The sequence below is a fragment of the Hyphomicrobium sp. genome (assembly GCF_035687085.1).
Lineage (GTDB): Bacteria > Pseudomonadota > Alphaproteobacteria > Rhizobiales > Hyphomicrobiaceae > Hyphomicrobium_B.
Genome location: NZ_DASRYS010000005.1, coordinates 33224 through 50198, shown reverse-complemented (window position 1 = coordinate 50198; position 16975 = coordinate 33224). Strand labels below are relative to the sequence as shown.

General features: G+C 61.0%; 20 protein-coding genes. 15 read left to right on the top strand and 5 right to left on the bottom strand.

Going from position 1 to position 16975, the window contains the following annotated elements; translation table 11 throughout:
- Positions 1 to 66 precede the first annotated feature (66 nt).
- Entirely contained in the window at positions 67 to 336 is a 270-nt protein-coding gene (locus tag VFG26_RS03680) for a hypothetical protein (protein WP_325022349.1), read from the top strand.
- 311 nt (positions 337 to 647) lie between these two features.
- Here the strand turns inward: VFG26_RS03680 and VFG26_RS03675 are convergent, their stop codons facing one another.
- Both VFG26_RS03675 and VFG26_RS03670 read right to left on the bottom strand, forming a co-directional pair.
- On the bottom strand, positions 648 to 1115 hold the full coding sequence (locus VFG26_RS03675) for a CreA family protein (RefSeq protein WP_325022347.1): 468 nt from the start codon (positions 1113 to 1115) through the stop codon (positions 648 to 650).
- 119 nt (positions 1116 to 1234) lie between these two features.
- Positions 1235 to 1495, bottom strand: a complete 261-nt coding sequence (locus tag VFG26_RS03670) for a hypothetical protein (protein ID WP_325022345.1) — start codon at positions 1493 to 1495, stop codon at positions 1235 to 1237.
- A 343-nt stretch (positions 1496 to 1838) separates the two neighbouring features.
- Between VFG26_RS03670 and VFG26_RS03665 the strand changes: the two genes are divergently transcribed.
- From VFG26_RS03665 to VFG26_RS03645, 5 genes are all read left to right on the top strand, one after another.
- Positions 1839 to 2471, top strand: a complete 633-nt coding sequence (locus VFG26_RS03665; protein ID WP_325022343.1) for a hypothetical protein — start codon at positions 1839 to 1841, stop codon at positions 2469 to 2471.
- Positions 2472 to 2547: 76 nt separating this feature from the next.
- Positions 2548 to 2949 carry a translational machinery protein gene (locus VFG26_RS03660; protein WP_325022341.1) on the top strand — a complete coding sequence of 134 codons (402 nt, stop codon included), beginning with the start codon at positions 2548 to 2550 and terminating at the stop codon, positions 2947 to 2949.
- A 178-nt stretch (positions 2950 to 3127) separates the two neighbouring features.
- Positions 3128 to 3535 (top strand): Hsp20/alpha crystallin family protein, encoded by a 408-nt coding sequence (locus VFG26_RS03655; protein WP_325022339.1) that lies wholly within the window; start codon positions 3128 to 3130, stop codon positions 3533 to 3535.
- A gap of 23 nt (positions 3536 to 3558) precedes the next feature.
- Positions 3559 to 5988, top strand: a complete 2430-nt coding sequence (gene lon / locus VFG26_RS03650; RefSeq protein WP_325022337.1) for an endopeptidase La — start codon at positions 3559 to 3561, stop codon at positions 5986 to 5988.
- A gap of 79 nt (positions 5989 to 6067) precedes the next feature.
- On the top strand, positions 6068 to 7030 hold the full coding sequence (locus tag VFG26_RS03645) for a cation diffusion facilitator family transporter (RefSeq protein ID WP_325022335.1): 963 nt from the start codon (positions 6068 to 6070) through the stop codon (positions 7028 to 7030).
- A 14-nt stretch (positions 7031 to 7044) separates the two neighbouring features.
- Here the strand turns inward: VFG26_RS03645 and VFG26_RS03640 are convergent, their stop codons facing one another.
- Together VFG26_RS03640 and VFG26_RS03635 are read right to left on the bottom strand one after the other, a co-directional pair.
- The gene (locus VFG26_RS03640) at positions 7045 to 7905 is read right to left on the bottom strand and encodes a cytochrome c (protein WP_325022333.1); all 861 of its coding nucleotides are present in this window, start codon (positions 7903 to 7905) and stop codon (positions 7045 to 7047) included.
- A 39-nt stretch (positions 7906 to 7944) separates the two neighbouring features.
- Positions 7945 to 8424 carry a cupin domain-containing protein gene (locus tag VFG26_RS03635; RefSeq protein WP_325022331.1) on the bottom strand — a complete coding sequence of 160 codons (480 nt, stop codon included), beginning with the start codon at positions 8422 to 8424 and terminating at the stop codon, positions 7945 to 7947.
- Positions 8425 to 8588: 164 nt separating this feature from the next.
- Between VFG26_RS03635 and VFG26_RS03630 the strand changes: the two genes are divergently transcribed.
- On the top strand, positions 8589 to 9341 hold the full coding sequence (locus VFG26_RS03630; protein WP_325022329.1) for a HugZ family protein: 753 nt from the start codon (positions 8589 to 8591) through the stop codon (positions 9339 to 9341).
- Positions 9342 to 9358: 17 nt separating this feature from the next.
- Here the strand turns inward: VFG26_RS03630 and VFG26_RS03625 are convergent, their stop codons facing one another.
- Positions 9359 to 10291, bottom strand: coding sequence for a LysR family transcriptional regulator (locus VFG26_RS03625; protein WP_325022328.1), 933 nt, complete (start codon positions 10289 to 10291; stop codon positions 9359 to 9361).
- A gap of 141 nt (positions 10292 to 10432) precedes the next feature.
- Between VFG26_RS03625 and VFG26_RS03620 the strand changes: the two genes are divergently transcribed.
- Genes VFG26_RS03620 through VFG26_RS03585 form a run of 8 tightly spaced genes read left to right on the top strand, consistent with a single transcriptional unit; the run spans position 10433 to position 16941 of the window.
- Positions 10433 to 11461 (top strand): ABC transporter substrate-binding protein, encoded by a 1029-nt coding sequence (locus VFG26_RS03620; protein WP_325022326.1) that lies wholly within the window; start codon positions 10433 to 10435, stop codon positions 11459 to 11461.
- Positions 11462 to 11495: 34 nt separating this feature from the next.
- Positions 11496 to 12368 (top strand): ABC transporter permease, encoded by an 873-nt coding sequence (locus VFG26_RS03615; RefSeq protein ID WP_325022324.1) that lies wholly within the window; start codon positions 11496 to 11498, stop codon positions 12366 to 12368.
- A 10-nt stretch (positions 12369 to 12378) separates the two neighbouring features.
- The gene (locus tag VFG26_RS03610) at positions 12379 to 13164 is read left to right on the top strand and encodes an ABC transporter ATP-binding protein (RefSeq protein ID WP_325022322.1); all 786 of its coding nucleotides are present in this window, start codon (positions 12379 to 12381) and stop codon (positions 13162 to 13164) included.
- Between the two features lie 17 nt (positions 13165 to 13181).
- A complete protein-coding gene (locus VFG26_RS03605; RefSeq protein WP_325022320.1) occupies positions 13182 to 13952 on the top strand; it encodes an SDR family oxidoreductase in 771 nt (256 codons plus the stop codon).
- The gene (locus VFG26_RS03600) at positions 13949 to 14662 is read left to right on the top strand and encodes an SDR family oxidoreductase (protein ID WP_325022318.1); all 714 of its coding nucleotides are present in this window, start codon (positions 13949 to 13951) and stop codon (positions 14660 to 14662) included. Before VFG26_RS03605 ends, VFG26_RS03600 begins: the two co-directional genes overlap by 4 nt.
- Positions 14663 to 14675: 13 nt before the next feature.
- Entirely contained in the window at positions 14676 to 15464 is a 789-nt protein-coding gene (locus VFG26_RS03595) for a creatininase (RefSeq protein ID WP_325022316.1), read from the top strand.
- Positions 15461 to 16054 (top strand): urea carboxylase-associated family protein, encoded by a 594-nt coding sequence (locus VFG26_RS03590; RefSeq protein WP_325022314.1) that lies wholly within the window; start codon positions 15461 to 15463, stop codon positions 16052 to 16054. Before VFG26_RS03595 ends, VFG26_RS03590 begins: the two co-directional genes overlap by 4 nt.
- Complete coding sequence (locus VFG26_RS03585; protein ID WP_325022312.1) at positions 16051 to 16941, top strand: dimethylarginine dimethylaminohydrolase family protein; 891 nt, start codon at positions 16051 to 16053, stop codon at positions 16939 to 16941. The genes VFG26_RS03590 and VFG26_RS03585 overlap by 4 nt, the downstream gene beginning before the upstream one ends.
- Positions 16942 to 16975: the final 34 nt, after the last annotated feature.

Here is a 16975-nt window from a genome sequence, read left to right as displayed (position 1 = left end):
CGAGCCGGCACCCGCGCGTGCTACAGAAGAAAGCGAGGGGGAAAAAGAAAATCCCGGAGGTGCACGATGGAATTCTCGCAGGTCTATCAGCCCGAAGCGCTGGAGCGCATGACGATCGTTCTCGAGCGCGCAGCACAAGAGCTTCGACTGGACTGCTTGCCGATTTCTGAGAAGGAGCGGCTGGCCAGGTGCATTCTCTCGATCGGCAACTGCTACACCGACGTCAATCGCCTGCTTGAGCGGGCCGTCCGCCTCTACTTGCGCAGCCGGCCGTCAATGTTTGAGCCGCCGCACCGGCGACCCGCCCTCATTGCTCTGGCCCAATGCTCGGGATGACGTCGTTATCGGCATCTGTCGCCGATAGAACACCGTTGCGCTCCGACGAACTGCGATCGGCGTGGAAACTGAAAGCCACGCCCAGCGTTCCGGCAAGGACGACAAGCCCAAGAACCCAAGGGAACTGGTGGCGCGGCGGAGAAGAACGACGCGATCGTCCTTCAACTTTCTCGCGGGTGATAGCCATCCGATCCTACCTCATTGGCGCGTCTGAAGCCCGGGCATATCGGGTTGTAACCAGTGCCCGGCCGCGAGGTTCCAAATCGGCCTGAAGGCCGGACGCAGGCGCAAGAAAGTCTCAAGCTGCATTGCTAATGGGTGCCCCACGGCATGATCGGCACCGTCGAGATGGCGTTGAAAGGCGAGCCTTCGATAACCCTGTCGCTGATCGCGACATAGACGAGCGTATTCCGCTTCTTGTCGATGCTCCGGTAAACATGTGTGTTCTTGAAGAAGAGCGACGTGCTCGCCGAATAAACTTCGTCCTGTTCGGGAAGCTTTGAAATATCCGTCGTAATCGGCCCCACTTGGCGGCACGCGATCGAGAACATCGACGGGTCTTCTGCGACGCCGAAGGTGCCTTTGAGACCACCCGTTCGCGCCTGACTGATGTGGCAGGCAACGCCGGGCACCTTCGGGTCATCAAACGCGCTGACGCAGACCTTGTCGTTGGCCCCGAGAAACCGGAATGTCGTACTGATGCAGCCAATGTCGTCGGCTTGCGCGCTGCTCGCCGAAGCGAGACACGCAATCGAAACGGCAGCGAACAAAGATTTCATTGTCATCTCCCTCACGCCATGATGATGGCGCAAGGAAAGTGGCGATGGCGAGCCGCTATCACAAGAAGCAGGCGATAGCTTATCGAGCCGAGGCCGGCCTGCCCTTTGAGAGCGCGCGGCTACCGGTCCCGCTGATATCGGGCGGGCACTTCGCCAGCTCTGACCAGCGCGTCCACGCAGCCGCGCGAAAGCATGCGGCGCTTGCTTTCGAAACAGCGGCGAAGCTGCGGGCTGTTTTGTTTGTAGCTGCCGCACAGGCCCGCGAAGTCGGCCGAGCAAGCGTTCTTCACCTTCTGCGAGTATGCATCGGCCGATGTGGCGGCAAACGCCAGCACCGCCGCGGAAACCACAATTGTTTGAAGTGTTTTTATCGGGTTCATTTTTTGTTGCCGGGCCAAAAAGCCCATCCCTATGAAGAAACACGCCCCACTCAAATGACGCCAGCCACGGCGCTACGGAATTGAAGCAAGTAACCGCTGAATAACCTCTTACCGCTCGTTCCGTAACTGGCTCTAGTGCAAATAATTACAATTCGTGCAACCACTTTATTGCTAACCATGTTCTAGGCTTGATAGCGGCCCCGTTGCGGTCGTCGCCGCAAACTCTATTGTCGGCGTGTGGCGTGTTTGGGTCAGAATTGGGTTCAGACGATTGCGAAAGCTACTCATTCCGGTAAGCGGCGTTTCATTGTTCAGCAGCCGGCGCTCGGCCCGAAACCGTCTTTTGGCGGTTGCCGCGTTAGTGCCCTCTATACTGGCCAGCACCCATGCCCATGCTGTCGACGCCAACGTCCGGCAGGCCTGCAGAAGCGACTACTATCAGCATTGCAGTCAGTTTTCAGTGGGAACGGAAGAGCTTCGCAAGTGCATGCGAAGGGTCGGCGAAGGCTTGTCCACGCCGTGCCTAGTTGCTCTAGTGAACGCAGGCGAGATCACGCAGGCGGACGTCGAACGGCATAACGCTGCCAAGACTGGCCAGCCTCTGCGCAAAGCGACAGCCGCAGGCACGGCCGTACCCGCAGCCGACGATCCAAAAGACGTCAGCAAGAGAAGTATCCAACAGCGCCAGGCCACCCCAAGAACAGTTGGGTCCGCGTCCCAGGCAAAGGCGGCAAAGGCTTCAAAGAAATCCAAGAAGGCCAAAGCCGCGGCCAGCGCTAAGCCGAAGCCCGGAGCCAAAACCAAGGCAAAAGCTAAGACGAAGAAGGCGGCAAGCGCCAAGGCCCAGCCCAGCGGTGCGGCGCAGAAGCCAACGGCGAAAACAAATAAGAAGACCGCAAAAAAGCAGAGCTCCGCCTCCGCTACCAAGCCGCCTGCTGGGCACAAAAATGCTAAAAAGGTGTCTGCCGCACCTTAAGGCCTGAGGCATGAGCTCCCGGGAATGATTGCGATCTCGGCGCCGGCATGCTGAGATCATCCGCACGGAGATCACAATGCCTGAGCATCATTTCCACGCGGTCGTCTGGATCGACCATCACGAAGCCCGCATCTTCCATTTCAATCGGTCTAATGCCGACGAGGTCGTGCTGAGGCCCAAAGATCCCGTTCGCCATATTCATCATAAGGCGGACACGATTGGCAGCGGCCACGCGCCCGAAGACGCGGATTTTCTTCAACGCGTTGCGGACGCGCTCGCCGATGCCGGAGCCATCCTCGTCATCGGCCCAGCCAATGAAAAGCTCGCTTTGATCAGCCATATCGACCGCCGCGCTCCCGCGCTAAAGGCCAAGATCAAAGGCGTGGAAACGGTGGGGCACCCGACCGACGGTGAGATTCTCGCGCTCGCCCGCAGGTTCTTCAAGGATGACCACATGGAGCCGCCACGCGTGGAGTAACGAATTAGTCACCACATGCGCCGGTTGTGGTCGACGGCCACGAGCCAAACGCAGAAGCCGCGAAAGACCGAACCATCGAACTGCCAGCAGATCCTGCTGGCGACATCAGCAGGTGACCGCATTAGATTTCCTCAGCCGGACGATCTTCACGGATCAATCAGCTAGCGAAAGAGTATTCATGTCGAAAAGAGACCCGATGACTTGGATGATGGCTGAAGCTGTGGAAACGCTGGCGCGCGCTGAGCGCATGCACCGCCAATTGTTTTCACTCCAGCGGTCCGAAGCAAAGAACGAGCCCGCCTGGGAACCTCCAGTCGATGTGCTGGAGACAGAACGCGAGATCCTCGTTTTCGTGGCGCTTCCGGGCGTTGACCCGGAGCTGGTCGAAGCAACGATCGAGAACGGTATTCTCGTCGTCAGCGGCCGACGCGTTGTGCCACCGCAGCTTCGCAACGCCGTGATCCATCACCTCGAGCTTCCTCAGGGACGTTTCGAGCGCAGGATCCAGTTGCCGGCAGGACGATACGCGGTTCGCCAGTTCGTGGCGAACGGTTGCTTGGTGTTCTCGCTGACCAAAGCGGGCTGAATTAGATCGCCGAGGTAAAATACATGGCACTAGGTGACTCGCCGTCCACTGGAACGAACAAGCCTGCAGCAGAAATTGGCAACGGCCCGCAGAACATCGAGCTTCCCTCCGATGCGCTGATCCTTCTGCCTGTCCGCAAGGTCGTGCTGTTTCCCGGCCTCATCATACCGCTCACTATCGGCCGCCCAAAATCCATCGCAGCCGTGCAGCAGGCCGTGCGCGAACAACGCCAGATCGGCATTTTTCTACAGCGCGACGCCGACAACAACGATCCAGGTCCTGATGACATCTATCGCATCGGAACCGTCGCCAATATCGTTCGCTACCTCGCATCTCCCGATGGTACGCACCACATCGTCGTCCAAGGCGTGCAGCGCATCCGCATCGAAGACTTCGTTCCCGATGCGCCCTTCATGGTCGCGCGCGTGGTTCATCTGCCCGAGCCCGACGTACGCTCCCCCGAGATCGAAGCACGCTTCCGAAATCTGCGGACGCAAGCGCTTGAAGCAGTACAGCTGCTGCCGCAAGCACCTCCCGAACTCGTGGCCTCAATTCAAAACGCGGCCTCGCCCGCAGCCCTCGCTGATCTCGCGGCGGGCTACATGGACATCACGCCGGAGGACAAGCAGGCGATCCTCGAAACGGTTGATCTGACGACGCGCATGGAGCGGGTGGCGAACCTGCTTGCCGAGCGCATTGAAGTGATGCGCATCGCGCAGGAGATCGGCCGCCAGACCAAAGCCGCGTTTGACGAACGCCAGCGCGAAGCCGTGCTCCGCGAGCAAATGGCGACGATCCAGCGTCAGCTCGGCGAAGGCGACAGCAAAACCCAGGAAGTCGAAGAGCTGAGCCAGGCCATTGCCAAGGCTGAGATGCCCGACGACGTCGAGCAGCACGCGCGCAAGGAACTAGCCCGCTATCAAAGACTGCCTGAAGCGGCCGCCGAATCCGGCATGATCCGCACCTATCTCGACTGGTTGACGGAACTGCCTTGGGCGCTGCCCGAAGAGAAGACGATCGACATCGCCGCCGCGCGCCGCATCCTCGATGAAGACCATTTCGGTCTCGAGAAGATCAAGAGCCGCATCATCGAATACCTCGCTGTCCGCAAGCTCGCGCCCAATCGCAAAGCGCCGATCATCTGCTTCGTCGGCCCTCCCGGTGTCGGCAAGACGTCCCTCGGACAATCCATCGCGCGCGCGATGCAGCGGCCTTTCGTGCGCGTCAGTCTCGGCGGCGTGCATGATGAATCCGAAATCCGCGGCCACCGCCGCACCTACGTCGGCGCGCTGCCAGGCGTCATCATTCAGGGCATCAAAAGAGCGGGCGCACGTAACTGCGTGATGATGCTCGACGAGATCGACAAAATGGGACGCGGTTTTCACGGCGACCCCTCGGCAGCCATGCTCGAAGTTCTCGATCCAGAGCAGAACAGCACATTCAGGGACAACTACCTCGCCGTTCCTTTCGACCTGAGCCGTGTTGTCTTCATCGCCACTTCGAACATGCTGGATTCCATTCCGGGCCCGTTGCTCGATCGCATGGAGATCATCAGTCTGGCCGGTTACACGGAAAGCGAAAAGCTGCAGATTGCGCGTCGCTATCTCGTCAAACGGCAGCTCGAAGCCAACGGTCTGAAGCCCGAACAGGTCACGATCGACGATGCGGCTTTGACGGCCATCATTCACGGCTACACGCGCGAAGCCGGCGTGCGCTCATTGGAGCGCGAGATTGGCCGGGTCTTCCGCAACGTCGCCGTCAAGATTGCTGAAGACAGCAACGCTCACCTCGACATCACCGCGAAAGACGTGACCGAAATCCTGGGACAGCCGCGCTTCGAAAACGAAGTTGCCATGAGAACCAGCGTGCCCGGCGTCGCAACGGGTCTCGCGTGGACGCCGGTCGGAGGCGACATCCTGTTCATCGAGGCCACGAAGTCTCCAGGCAAATCTGGCTTGATCCTCACGGGGCAGCTCGGCGACGTGATGCGCGAGAGCGCCCAAGCCGCGATGACGCTCGTCAAGAACCGTGCGCAGTCCCTCGGCATCGAGCAGGACGTTTTCGAAAAATGCGAGATTCACGTGCACGTGCCGGCGGGTGCGACACCAAAAGACGGCCCAAGCGCCGGCGTCGCGATGTTCCTCGCGCTCGTGTCTCTGCTCACGGATCGCACCGTCAGGAGCGACACCGCCATGACAGGAGAGATCTCCCTGCGAGGCCTCGTGTTGCCGGTCGGCGGCATCAAGGAGAAGGTCGTCGCCGCGGCGGGCGCAGGCATTACGCGCGTCATGCTGCCGGCACGCAACCGGCGTGACTTCGACGACATCCCGCAAGACGCCCGCGACCGCCTTGAATTCATATGGCTGGAACGCGTGGATGATGCGGTTGCCGCCGCACTCGACAGCAGGTCTGCGGATGCCGAGTCGTCGGCGGGAACGATCACCGCCGCCTGACCCGAGCGCTCTTCGCCACATCATCAGCCGGCACAGCCCGATTTGAGACGCGCATAAGCTCCAGCAGTCGCGTGCCGGCATGAGCGAGACCGCCCTTTCAAAGAAAGTCGTCTTCACCGCGCTGGCCGGCAATATCTTTGTGGCCGTCATCAAATTCGTCGCCGCTGCCGTGACGGGCTCGTCGGCCATGGTGAGCGAAGCCATGCACTCGCTCGTCGACACCGGCAACGAGGGATTGCTCCTCTATGGCTACGTCAGGGCGAGCCGCCACCCCGATCGCACGCATCCACTCGGCTACGGACGCGAAATATACTTCTGGAGCTTCATCGTTGCGGTTCTGCTGTTCACGCTCGGCGCCGGCGCATCGATCTACGAAGGCGTAACCGCAATTCTGAATCCCCATCCGATTACGAACGTCAGCGTCAACTATATCGTCCTCGCCCTATCCGCTCTGTTTGAAGGCTCCTCCTGGATGGTCGGCGTGCGACGCTTCGGCAAATACAAAGGCCGCCGCAGCTATTGGCAAGCCGTGCGCGAAAGCAAGGATCCGCCCGCCTACATGGTCGTGTTCGAGGATTCCGCAGCCCTCATCGGCATCGCGATTGCAGCCCTCGGAAACTTTCTCTCAGTCCACCTCAATATGCCCTTGCTCGACGGCGTGGCATCGATCCTCATCGGCATCGTTCTCGCAACGATCGCAATTTTACTTGCGCATAAGACCAAGGAGCTCCTCATCGGCGAACCCGCCAGCGACGAGATCACCAGCTCCATCATGGCACTTGCGAGAAGCGAGCCGAGCGTCGACGGCGCCAACAACATCTTCGCCATCCACCTGTCACGCGATCAGATTCTGGTCGCGCTGAGCTTGGAGTTCGCAGATGAGCTGCGCACACCTCAGATCGAAGCGGCCGTTGTCCGTCTCGAAAAGCGCATTCGCGAGAAGCATCCGCAGGTCATCGCGCTCTTCATCAAACCGCAGACGCGCCGGTCCTTCGAGCAAATGCTGGCACAGCGCCGCAACGGCTCGGCAGATACGGCTTGAACCACTAGACGGACCTACGGCGCCGGTTGATCGGCGGGCACTGCCTTTGCCTCGGGCTTCCGCTTCCCCATGTAAGCCAGATAGCTGACGAGCCCATCGAGTTCCGCATTGGAGATCGCCTGCTCGCTGAAGCCTTCCATCTGCTGCAACGGCCAAGTGCGGACGGCCTTCGGATCGCGGATCAACGCCCTCAGCCCGGCGTCAGTCATGTACTGCGTTACGTTCATCGGCAGGCCCAGATCCGGGCCCATCTCCGTGTTGCCCGCACCATTGAGGCGGTGACACGCCAGGCAGTTCTTCACGAACACCGCTTGGCCGGTCCGCTCCGGCGCATCGTGGGCAAGGGATCGATCGACCGCCAGTGCCGGCCAGCGCTTAACCGGATCGTCCGCCGCCGAAAGCGCAACAAGAGCGAACGGCCAATACTCCTCGCTGATTGCCGGAAGCTTCGCGTCCTGCCAGACGAGATAGAACGGCCCGGCGTTGACGTCGCGATTAGGGACGAGCGGCCAGGGCTTCGCCGGATCTTCCACCGCGATCCAAGCAACCGCACCACCCTGGGCGCCCCTCTTCACCACTTCGCTTGGAATTTGCGTCACGAAGCCATCGCTCGCGCGCGCTTCGATGGTGTGAAAGTCCTCATCGATCGCACCGCCGAGCACACTGAGCAGCGGCACGGCGCGATAGGTCATGTCACGGCGATACGCGACGTCATCGGGCACCTTGAGGTCTGTCACATCGGGCCGCGCCAGAAGCTCCTCGGCCGTGAGGCGGCGCTCCTCCCCGCCGAACGTCAATGTCAAAACGCGGTCATCCGCGAAGCAATAACCGGAGCTGAAAGCCCACAGGACAGCCAGCACCAACAGCCTTTTCATTCCAATTTCCCTAGAAACAATTGCCCGCCCAAGAAGCCGTTAAGAGCGCGCTTCCGTAAGATCCACCTGCTGCTGCGAAACTTGGCTCTTCTTGAAAGACGCGATCGACGCTTCGACCAGCGCTTCGAGCTCCGGCAGCAGCACGACGCTTTCCTGCTCGTTGGGGTCCGTGCGCGCAATGACGGCAGAAGCCGGCTTGTCACTCAAGTTGATCGGCAGATGCGGCAGCCCCGCGGGAATATAGACGAGGTCACCCGCCCGCGTCGGGATGCAATGCTCGAGCCGGTGCCCGTAAAGCGTCAAGACCTCACCGTCGAGCATGTAAATTGCCGTCTCATGGTTTTCATGCAGATGTACTTTCGCCCGCGCCCCGGCAGGAACGGTCAAAAGATGCATACAGATGCCTTTCGAGCCCACCGTCTCGGACGCAATTCCGCAGAAGTAGGTCAAGCCCTGCTTGCCGTCATACGTACCAGCCGCGCGAATGACCCGGCAGGCCAGTTCAGCTGAAGAACTCATTGAAATCGATCCTTTCTCACGGCCTCTGACCGTGACAAAATCCGCTGCGACGGCCTTGCGGATCCGATCGTTTCCGCTACAGCCAAATCAATAAATCGGCTTTGACCTTAGCCAATCGGACGCGCCAATCAACCGGGCCGATCTACTCCGCAAAGAAACAAAAGATGACCGACAAAAAGCCAGACATCCTTCAGCCCGTTGACGATTCTGCGCGCCGCCTTGGCAAGACGCTTGTCCGGACTGCCCGCTTCGCTTCGCTGGCCACCATTGACCCGCTCGATGGTTCGCCCTCTGTCAGTCGCGTCAGCCTCGCAACTGCAATGGACGGCTCGCCCGTATTCCTCATCTCGCGCCTCTCCGGCCATTTCGCCAATCTGGAAGCTGACAGCAGATGTTCACTGCTCGTCGGCGAGCCCGGCAAGGGCGACCCGCTCGCCCATCCCCGCATGACCTTGATCGGAACGGCGGAAAATCTCTCAGGCACCCCCGCACGCGACCAGGCGAAGAGCCGCTTTCTGCGGCGCAATCCCAAAGCCGCGCTCTACGCTGACTTCCCCGACTTCGCCTTCTGGAAGTTTACGACCACGCGCGCATCGCTCAACGGCGGCTTCGGCCGGGCCTATGCGGTATCGGCAAGCGATCTCGCCTGCCCGGCTGCCGCGCTCGAGTCCTTGTCCGAGATTGAGGAAGGCGCCGTCGCGCACATGAACGCCGATCATGCCGATGCCGTCGGCCGCTATGCCTTAAAGGCGGGCGCTGCCACGGCGGAAGGCTGGCGCCTCGCCACGCTCGACCCCGAGGGGCTCGATATGACGTCGGGCGATGAGGTCGTCCGGCTCTGGTTCGATGCCCCGCTGATGTCGGCGCAGGAACTCCGGCCCGTTCTCGTGGCGCTCGCGAGAAAATCGGAAAGCTGACCGCCGGCCCCCGCGCCTCAAGCCGTCTTGGCAGCGCTGGCGGGCCTGCGCGTCTGGCCCGCGTTCTGGCTGAGAAAGCGCACGAAGCTGCGCACGATCGGCCGGCTGTCGTCGCTCTTGCGATAGGCGGCGAAGTGGCTCGACTGGAATTGATAGGTCTGCGGCTTCAATTCCCGCATGAGACCCTGGCGCACCCACGCGTCCGCGACATGGCGGGGCAGGAAGCCGATGAACCGGCCCGACAGGATCATCATGACCTGCGCCTCCATCTGCACAACCTGTCCCGTCGCGCGGGGGTGGTCAGCGCGATAGAGATCGTCCAAGTGGCGGTAGGCGCGAACCGAGAACAGCGCCTTGCCGATGGCGTCCCGCGTGATCGAAGCAGGCGCCGCATCGAACAGAGGATGCCCCTTGCCGCAATAAAGACCATGCGGTTCCTGATGCAGCGCAACGTACGTGACCCCCGGCACCTTCTGCGACATCGGCCCGATGACGACGTCGCGCCGGCTGTCGGCGATGGCCTGCTCCAGCGCGTGAGGCGTGCCGAGTTCGAGATCGATGTAGACGTTCTCGGCATTCTCCATGAAGCGCGCGATGACGTTCTGCAGCCCCAAAGCCGGATTGGTCACGACGCCGTCGACGATGCCGATGCGCAGCCGCCCCACGAGCTGGCCATTGTGTTGGCTCACCCTCTCCTCGAACGCGTTGATGTCGGCAAATAGCTTCTGCGCCGCGTGGTAGGTGGCCTCGCCGAATGGCGTCAGTTGAAATCCGCGCCGGCCGCGCACGCACAGCGGCGCCCCGAGTTTGCGTTCGAGCGTGGCGAGATGCGTGCTCAGCGTCGGCTGCGAGAGGTTGAGGGCAATCTGCGCGTCGCCGAAGCCGCGGGCTTCGACCAGCGTCATGAACACCCGAAGAAGTCGAATGTCTATGTTATCGAGCCGCCGCATCCGCTCACTCCATCCATCACCGTCGCTCTAAAGTCACATTGACCATTTTCGATGTATCTTTCCAATATTCAATATTGGTCTCGATGTGATTTTCCCCGAGATTTCAGTGTGACGGTGGTGTGTTCATCCAGGATGGTGCCGATGCATAAGACGATGAATTTCCGGCGGGTTGTCGGAGCAGGTTTGGCAATCGCGATGGGGATGAGCGTGTCCCTTGCCGCGACGGCAGCTATGGCTGACGAGAAGATCCGCATCCTCTGCCCGACGTGGAGCGGCTTCGCTCCAGTCTTCGTGGCCCAGGAACTCGGCTACTTCAAAAATCTCGGGATCGAAGTCGACATCAAGTTCGAAGACGAACGCGCCAACGTTATGGCGGCGATGGAGCACGGCGACATCGAGATGGATATGCGCACGGTCGGCGAGTACCAGGGCAAGCCGCGCGATGCCAAAACGCCCGGCATCATCATCGGCGCGATTGACCAGTCGCTCGGCGGCGACGGCGTTATCGCTTCGGGCGACATCACCTCCGTCGAACAGCTGAAGGGCAAGACGGTCGCTTCCGAGCCGAATATCCCCGCCCGCCTGCTCCTGCAGATGGAGTTGAAGAAGAAGGGCCTGACGCTGGCCGATCTCGACCTCAAGCAGATCGCTACCGCCGACACCGTCGCCGTCTTCAACGACCCCTCGATCGCAGCGGTCGTCTCCTATCAGCCGAACCTCTCTCAAGCGATCGACAAGGTCCCCCAGCGCAAGCCGCACATCCTCGTATCGTCGGCGCAGTACCCGGGCATTGTTATCGATGTCATCACCGCCCGCCAGGATGATCTGAAGGCCAATCCCGAGAAGTATAAGAAGTTCATGATCGGCATCTTCAAGGCTGTCGATTACTTCAAGACCAATAAGGCCGACTTCATCAAGCTCGCCGCGCCTCACTTCAATCTGACGCCGGAAGAGTTCGCCGAGTCGATCGAAGGCAGCTTGGAATACACGGGGCTCAAGGAGACGAGTGAATACCTCGGCAAGCCCGGCGCACCCGGCACACTCTTCAAGATCTTCGATGAGGTCATGCAGCTCAACATCGAGAACGGCGCTGCTGACAATACCTTGAAGGCAGACGAGCAGATCGACAATTCGATCGTTGCCAGCATCACCGAAGCCGATCTGAAGTAACGAAACGAAGCGAAGCCGGCAAAGAGATCAGCACGTGACCACCACCAAAGCGATACTATCGGGCGCGTCGCGTGCGCCGGCCGAGAACGCGGCAACGATGCCGCGTTCTCAACCAAGAAAAGATACCCGCAATCAGTTCTTCACTTTCCGCGGAACGTTATCGAAGCGGGCCCAGATTTTGACGGCAGCCTTCACAAGCTTGTTCGTCTTGGGCCTGTGGGAACTCTCGACCCGTCTCGGCTGGATCAACGCCACGTTCCTCCCGCCCCCCAGCGTCACCATCGAGACGCTGTGGAACATGATCCTCCACAAGAACCTGTTGTGGCATGCGGGTGTGTCGACACTCCGCATCTGGGTCGCCTTCTCAATTGCCGTCGTCATGGCAATCCCCATCGGCATCGCCATGTCGAGCTTTCGCGGCGTGGGCGCCGCGCTCGAGCCGATCGTAGACTTCATCCGCTATCTACCGGTACCCGCACTCGTCCCGCTCACCATCATCTGGTTTGGCGTCGGCGAAACGACGAAGATCTTCCTGCTCTGGCTCGGCACGTTCTTCCAGCTCGTGCTGCTCGTCGCCGACGATATGCGCCGCGTCCCGCAGGAATACGTCGAAATCTCCTACACGGTCGGCGCACGTCCCCCGCAGATGCTCTCGGACGTCGCCTTCCGTGCCATGCTTCCAAGCCTCTTCGACAACCTGCGCATCACGCTCGGCTGGTGCTGGACCTACCTGATCATAGCCGAAATCGTCGCCGCCAATAACGGCCTCGGCTTCGTCATCTGGGCGGCACGGCGCTACATGAACACCTCGGAAGTGATGGCAGGCGTCGTGACGATCGGGCTCATCGGCCTGGTGACCGACCAGATCCTGCGCCTCGTGCACAAGCGCTTGTTCCGTTATCTCTGAGAGGCGAACCGTGGCTCCCGCTCCCTATCTCGAATTCGACGGCGTCGCCAAATACTTTGGCGATCTCGAAGTCGTCGCGCCTTTCTTCAACCTGAACATCAAACGCAATGAGTTCGTCGTGTTCCTGGGCCCCTCGGGCTCTGGCAAGACCACGCTGATGCGCATGGTGGGCGGCCTGGAGACGCCGAGCTACGGCGAAATCCGTCTCCACGGCCAGCCGATCGGCGCACCGGATCGCGAACGCGGCATGGTCTTCCAGTCCTATTCCTCGTTCCCGTGGCTGACGGTCGCCGAGAACGTCGCCTACGGCATGAAGTACCGGCTCGACCTGACACCGGAACGCAAGAAGGCGCGGCTCGATCACTATCTCGAACTCGTCGGCCTGACGGACTTTGCCGACTTCTATCCCAACAAGGTCTCGGGCGGCATGCGCCAGCGCATCGCCATCGCCCGCACGCTTGCAGCGGGTTCCGAAGTCCTTCTCATGGACGAGCCCTTCGGCGCGCTCGATGCCCAAAGGCGCGAAGGCTTGCAGATCGAATTGCGCCGCATCCATCGCCAGGACGCCAAGACCATCATTTTCGTGACCCACGACGTCGACGAAGCCGTCTTTCTCGCCGATCGCATCATCGTCTTCTCGAAGCGGCCTGCGCGCATGCTGCAGGACATCGATATCTCCGCGGAGCTCGGCCCCGATCGCACGCTCGAGCTGCGCGACAGCGAGACCTTTTTCAAACTTCGCACGCGCATCCTGAAGTTTGTGCGCGAAGCGACTGGGGCAGAAGAAAAAGTATAGGACCCCGAGGACGAACCGTGATCAACCTTCAGAACAAATCGGTGCTCGTGACGGGTGCCAGCCGGGGCATCGGCTTTGCCATAGCGGAAGGGTTCGCGCTCGCAGGCGCCGACGTTGCCATCCTGGCAAATGACGACCAGGTGCACGACGCAGCGGCGCATCTAACAGAGGCATGCGGGCGGCCGGTCAAATCCTTCCTGACCGACATCACCGACAAGGCCGCGCTCCAGAGCGTATTCGCCGAATTCACCACGCTCGATGTGCTGGTGAACAACGCCGGTCTCGAACTCATCACGCCGGTCACCGATCTGAGCGATGAAGTCGACGCCACCTTCGCCCGCATCATCGATATCAACGTGCGCGGCACCTGGAACGTCACGCGCGCGGCGCTCCCGCTTTTGAAGCCCGGCGCACGCATCATCAATACTGCTTCGGTTTGGGCGAAAAGCGCCGTCGGAGAATTCGCCGGCTACATCGCCTCCAAGCACGCCGTCGTCGGACTGACCCGCACCTTCGCGCGCGAACTCGGGCCCCAAGGCATCAACGTCAACGCGGTCTGCCCCGGCTGGGTGCGCACCGTCGCCTCCGTTCGCTCGGCAAAAACCATGGCCGAACGCACCGGCAGGAGCGAAGCCGACATCTTCGCCGATGTCGTCGCGGCCCAAGCTCTGCCGGGCCTTATGGAGCCGCCCGACGTCGCCGGCCTCTACCTTTTCCTTGCAAGCGACCTTGCAAGCAACATCACCGGTCAGGCGATCGGCGTCGATCGCGGGGAATTTCTCGGATGAGCATCGAAAACAAAAAAGTCATCGTCTCCGGCGCCGCGAGCGGCATCGGCCTCGCCATTGCCGATCTGTTCGAAGCCAAGGGCGCGCGCGTCGCGAGGTTCGACATCAGCCCGATCTCCACCGGCAATGGCCCGGCGTTCAAGGTCGACATCACGGACGAGGCGCAAGTCGTCGAAGCGGTCAAAGCGGCAGACGAAGCGCTCGGCGGCCTCGATGTCATGCTCAACACTGCAGCGATCTTCAACTCTGCGCCTCTTCTCGACACGCCCATCGCCGACGTCCGCAAGCTGTTCGACATCAATCTCGTCGGCAACCTCCTCATGGTGCGCGAGTCCGTGCGCGCGATGAAGAAGTACGGCGACGGCGGCCGCATCATACTCTTCAGCTCTGAACTCGCTCAGCTCGGCCGAGAGCATCACGCCGCCTACTGCGCATCAAAGGCCGGCATCAGCGCCATGGTGCGCTGCTGGGCGAAAGAGTTTGGCCCCGGCATTCTCGTCAACGCGGTGGCACCCGGCCCGACCGACACCCCGCTGCTCGATTTCGACAACATGCCGCCAGACTGGAAAGCGCTTGAAACGGGCAATCCGCTCGGCCGCATCGGCAAGCCGGAAGAAATCGCCGAAGCCGCGCTGTTTCTCGCAGGCCCCGGCTCAAGCTTCATCACGGGACAGGTAATCGGCGTCAACGGCGGCGCCTCCATGGTTTGAAAGAAGGGAAAAAATGACCGACCGCCTTTTCATGAATGAGATGAGCTGGACCACCTATCAAAAGCGGATTGAAGGTGGCGCTCTCGTTCTTCTGCCGGTGGGAGCCACCGAGCAGCACGGACCGCATCTGCCGATGGGCACCGACGTGATGCTGGCAACCGCCGTCGCCGTCGATGTCGCCAAGCAGCTCGATGCGATCGTCGCCCCTGCAGTGGCCTTCGGCTACAAATCGCAGCCGAAAATGGGCGGCGGCAATCATTTCTGCGGAACGACGAGCCTCGACGCCGACACGCTTGCGCATCTCCTCCGCGACGTGATCAAGGAGTTCGCGCGCCACGGCGCCCGCCGCCTCGTTCTCATCAATGGCCATTACGAGAACATGATGTTCACCATCGAAGCCGTTGACCTTGCGCTGCGTGAACTCGCCTACATGGGCATCCATGACATGGAGATCCTGCGGCTCGAATATTGGGATTTCACGCGCCCCGAGACGCTGGAGAAAATCTTCCCCGAGGGCTTCCCCGGCTTCGCGCTCGAACATGCTGCCGTGATGGAAACATCGCTGATGCTTCACCATCACCCCGATCTCGTCGACATGTCAGCGCTGCCGACCGACAAGCCGGCTGAATTCCCGGCCTACGACGTCTATCCGACGCGTACAAAGTGGGTGCCATGCTCCGGCGTGCTCTCGCCGGCCCAAGGTTGTGACGCGGAGAAAGGCAAACTTCTCGCGGCCGACTACGCCGTTGGCGTGACTGAAGCCATCCGCAAAGAATTCCCCAACATCAAGGTGAAGGCATGAGCGAGCTTCAGCAGCTTCCCGCCCGCCAGGGCCGCGCTGTTGCGCTGGCGGCGGGACAGTCTATCCGCATCGTGAATACGCACGGCCACCAGGTTGTCGATACGTGGGCTTTCAACGCCCACGACCTCAACGAATTCCTCTCGATGGAACACATGCGCGCCGCGATCGATCGCATCCGGCCGAAGCCCGGCGACAAGCTCATGACCAACAAGCGCAGGCCGATCCTGACCCTTGTTGAAGATACGTCGCCAGGCGTCCACGACACGTTCATCGCCGCTTGCGACATCTATCGCTATCAGGGATTGGGCTGCACCGAATATCACGAGAACTGCGCCGATAATCTCCGCAACGGCATGGCAGGCATTGGTTTGACGCCGCCTGAAGTGCCCTCGCCGCTCAATCTTTGGATGAACATTCCGATCAAGCCCGACGGCAGCATCGGCTGGGAAGAGCCCGTCTCCAAGCCTGGCGACTACGTCGTGCTGAAGGCGGAGATGGATTGCGTCGTCGCCATGTCCGCATGTCCGCAGGACATCATCCGTATCAATGCCGGCGCGCCGACCGACGCGCATTACGAGGTGCTCTCATGAACTCCATTGATCGATCCATAACCAGTTCCGTTCCGTGGGGCCTTGATTCCGAAACCGGCGTCCTTCGTCACGTTCTGCTCGGCAAGCCCGACTTTTTCGAATGGCGCCCTGTCAGCGCGGTTGCCCGGCACACGCTGTCACTCGGCCTGAAGTTCGACGCACAGGTCGCCATGGCTCAGCACCGCGAGATGGTGGACGCTTACGAAAGCGCGGGCGTTGAATGCCATTGGCTCGATGCGCGCCCCGAATTGAAGTACAGCGTGTTCGCTCGCGACTCGAGCGTCATGACGCCATTCGGCGCCGTCATAACCATGCTGCAGACGCGCTACCGCCGCGGCGACTACGCGCTCACTTTCAAGTTCTACCAAGAAGCCGGCATTCCGATCTGGAACATGGTCAGCGCCGGCCACTTCGAGGGCGGCGACTTCATGGTGGTCCGGCCCGGCTTAGTCTTGTGCGGTTACGGCGGCGAGCGCTCCGATAAGGAAGGCGCTGAGCAGGTCTGCGAATGGTTCCGCGCGGAGGGCTGGGAAGCCTACGCCGTGCCTTTCCCGCCGCACTTCGTACATCTCGACGTGTCGGTCGGCTTCATCAACGACAAGCTCGTGGCCGTTGCGCCCGACGCGCACCAGCCTTGGTTCCTCGATTTGCTGAAATCGAAGGGCTACGAAATTCTGCCCGTCTCGTATCATGACTCCACGCAGCTCGGCACAAACATCGTCGCACTCGGCAACGATCGCGTGCTCTCAACAGCCGCGAACAAAGACTTGAACGCCCGCATGCGCGCACATGGCATCGAAGTCTACGATCCGGATCTCTCCATGTTCACGCTGGGCGGCGGTGGCCCGCATTGCCTCTGCCAGGCACTGAAGCGCGATCCGCTGTGACTTGAAGACCGAGCGAGGTGATCGCGTCGATTGC

What these genes read in the sequence shown, in the direction of transcription:
- VFG26_RS03680 (WP_325022349.1), top strand. Translation starts at nt 67, where the DNA reads ATGGAATTCTCGCAGGTCTATCAGCCCGAAGCGCTGGAGCGCATGACG.
- VFG26_RS03675 (WP_325022347.1), bottom strand. Translation starts at nt 1,115, where the DNA reads ATGAAATCTTTGTTCGCTGCCGTTTCGATTGCGTGTCTCGCTTCGGCG.
- VFG26_RS03670 (WP_325022345.1), bottom strand. Translation starts at nt 1,495, where the DNA reads ATGAACCCGATAAAAACACTTCAAACAATTGTGGTTTCCGCGGCGGTG.
- VFG26_RS03660 (WP_325022341.1), top strand. Translation starts at nt 2,548, where the DNA reads ATGCCTGAGCATCATTTCCACGCGGTCGTCTGGATCGACCATCACGAA.
- VFG26_RS03655 (WP_325022339.1), top strand. Translation starts at nt 3,128, where the DNA reads ATGTCGAAAAGAGACCCGATGACTTGGATGATGGCTGAAGCTGTGGAA.
- lon (WP_325022337.1), top strand. Translation starts at nt 3,559, where the DNA reads ATGGCACTAGGTGACTCGCCGTCCACTGGAACGAACAAGCCTGCAGCA.
- VFG26_RS03645 (WP_325022335.1), top strand. Translation starts at nt 6,068, where the DNA reads ATGAGCGAGACCGCCCTTTCAAAGAAAGTCGTCTTCACCGCGCTGGCC.
- VFG26_RS03640 (WP_325022333.1), bottom strand. Translation starts at nt 7,905, where the DNA reads ATGAAAAGGCTGTTGGTGCTGGCTGTCCTGTGGGCTTTCAGCTCCGGT.
- VFG26_RS03635 (WP_325022331.1), bottom strand. Translation starts at nt 8,424, where the DNA reads ATGAGTTCTTCAGCTGAACTGGCCTGCCGGGTCATTCGCGCGGCTGGT.
- VFG26_RS03630 (WP_325022329.1), top strand. Translation starts at nt 8,589, where the DNA reads ATGACCGACAAAAAGCCAGACATCCTTCAGCCCGTTGACGATTCTGCG.
- VFG26_RS03625 (WP_325022328.1), bottom strand. Translation starts at nt 10,291, where the DNA reads ATGCGGCGGCTCGATAACATAGACATTCGACTTCTTCGGGTGTTCATG.
- VFG26_RS03620 (WP_325022326.1), top strand. Translation starts at nt 10,433, where the DNA reads ATGCATAAGACGATGAATTTCCGGCGGGTTGTCGGAGCAGGTTTGGCA.
- VFG26_RS03600 (WP_325022318.1), top strand. Translation starts at nt 13,949, where the DNA reads ATGAGCATCGAAAACAAAAAAGTCATCGTCTCCGGCGCCGCGAGCGGC.
- VFG26_RS03595 (WP_325022316.1), top strand. Translation starts at nt 14,676, where the DNA reads ATGACCGACCGCCTTTTCATGAATGAGATGAGCTGGACCACCTATCAA.
- VFG26_RS03590 (WP_325022314.1), top strand. Translation starts at nt 15,461, where the DNA reads ATGAGCGAGCTTCAGCAGCTTCCCGCCCGCCAGGGCCGCGCTGTTGCG.
- VFG26_RS03585 (WP_325022312.1), top strand. Translation starts at nt 16,051, where the DNA reads ATGAACTCCATTGATCGATCCATAACCAGTTCCGTTCCGTGGGGCCTT.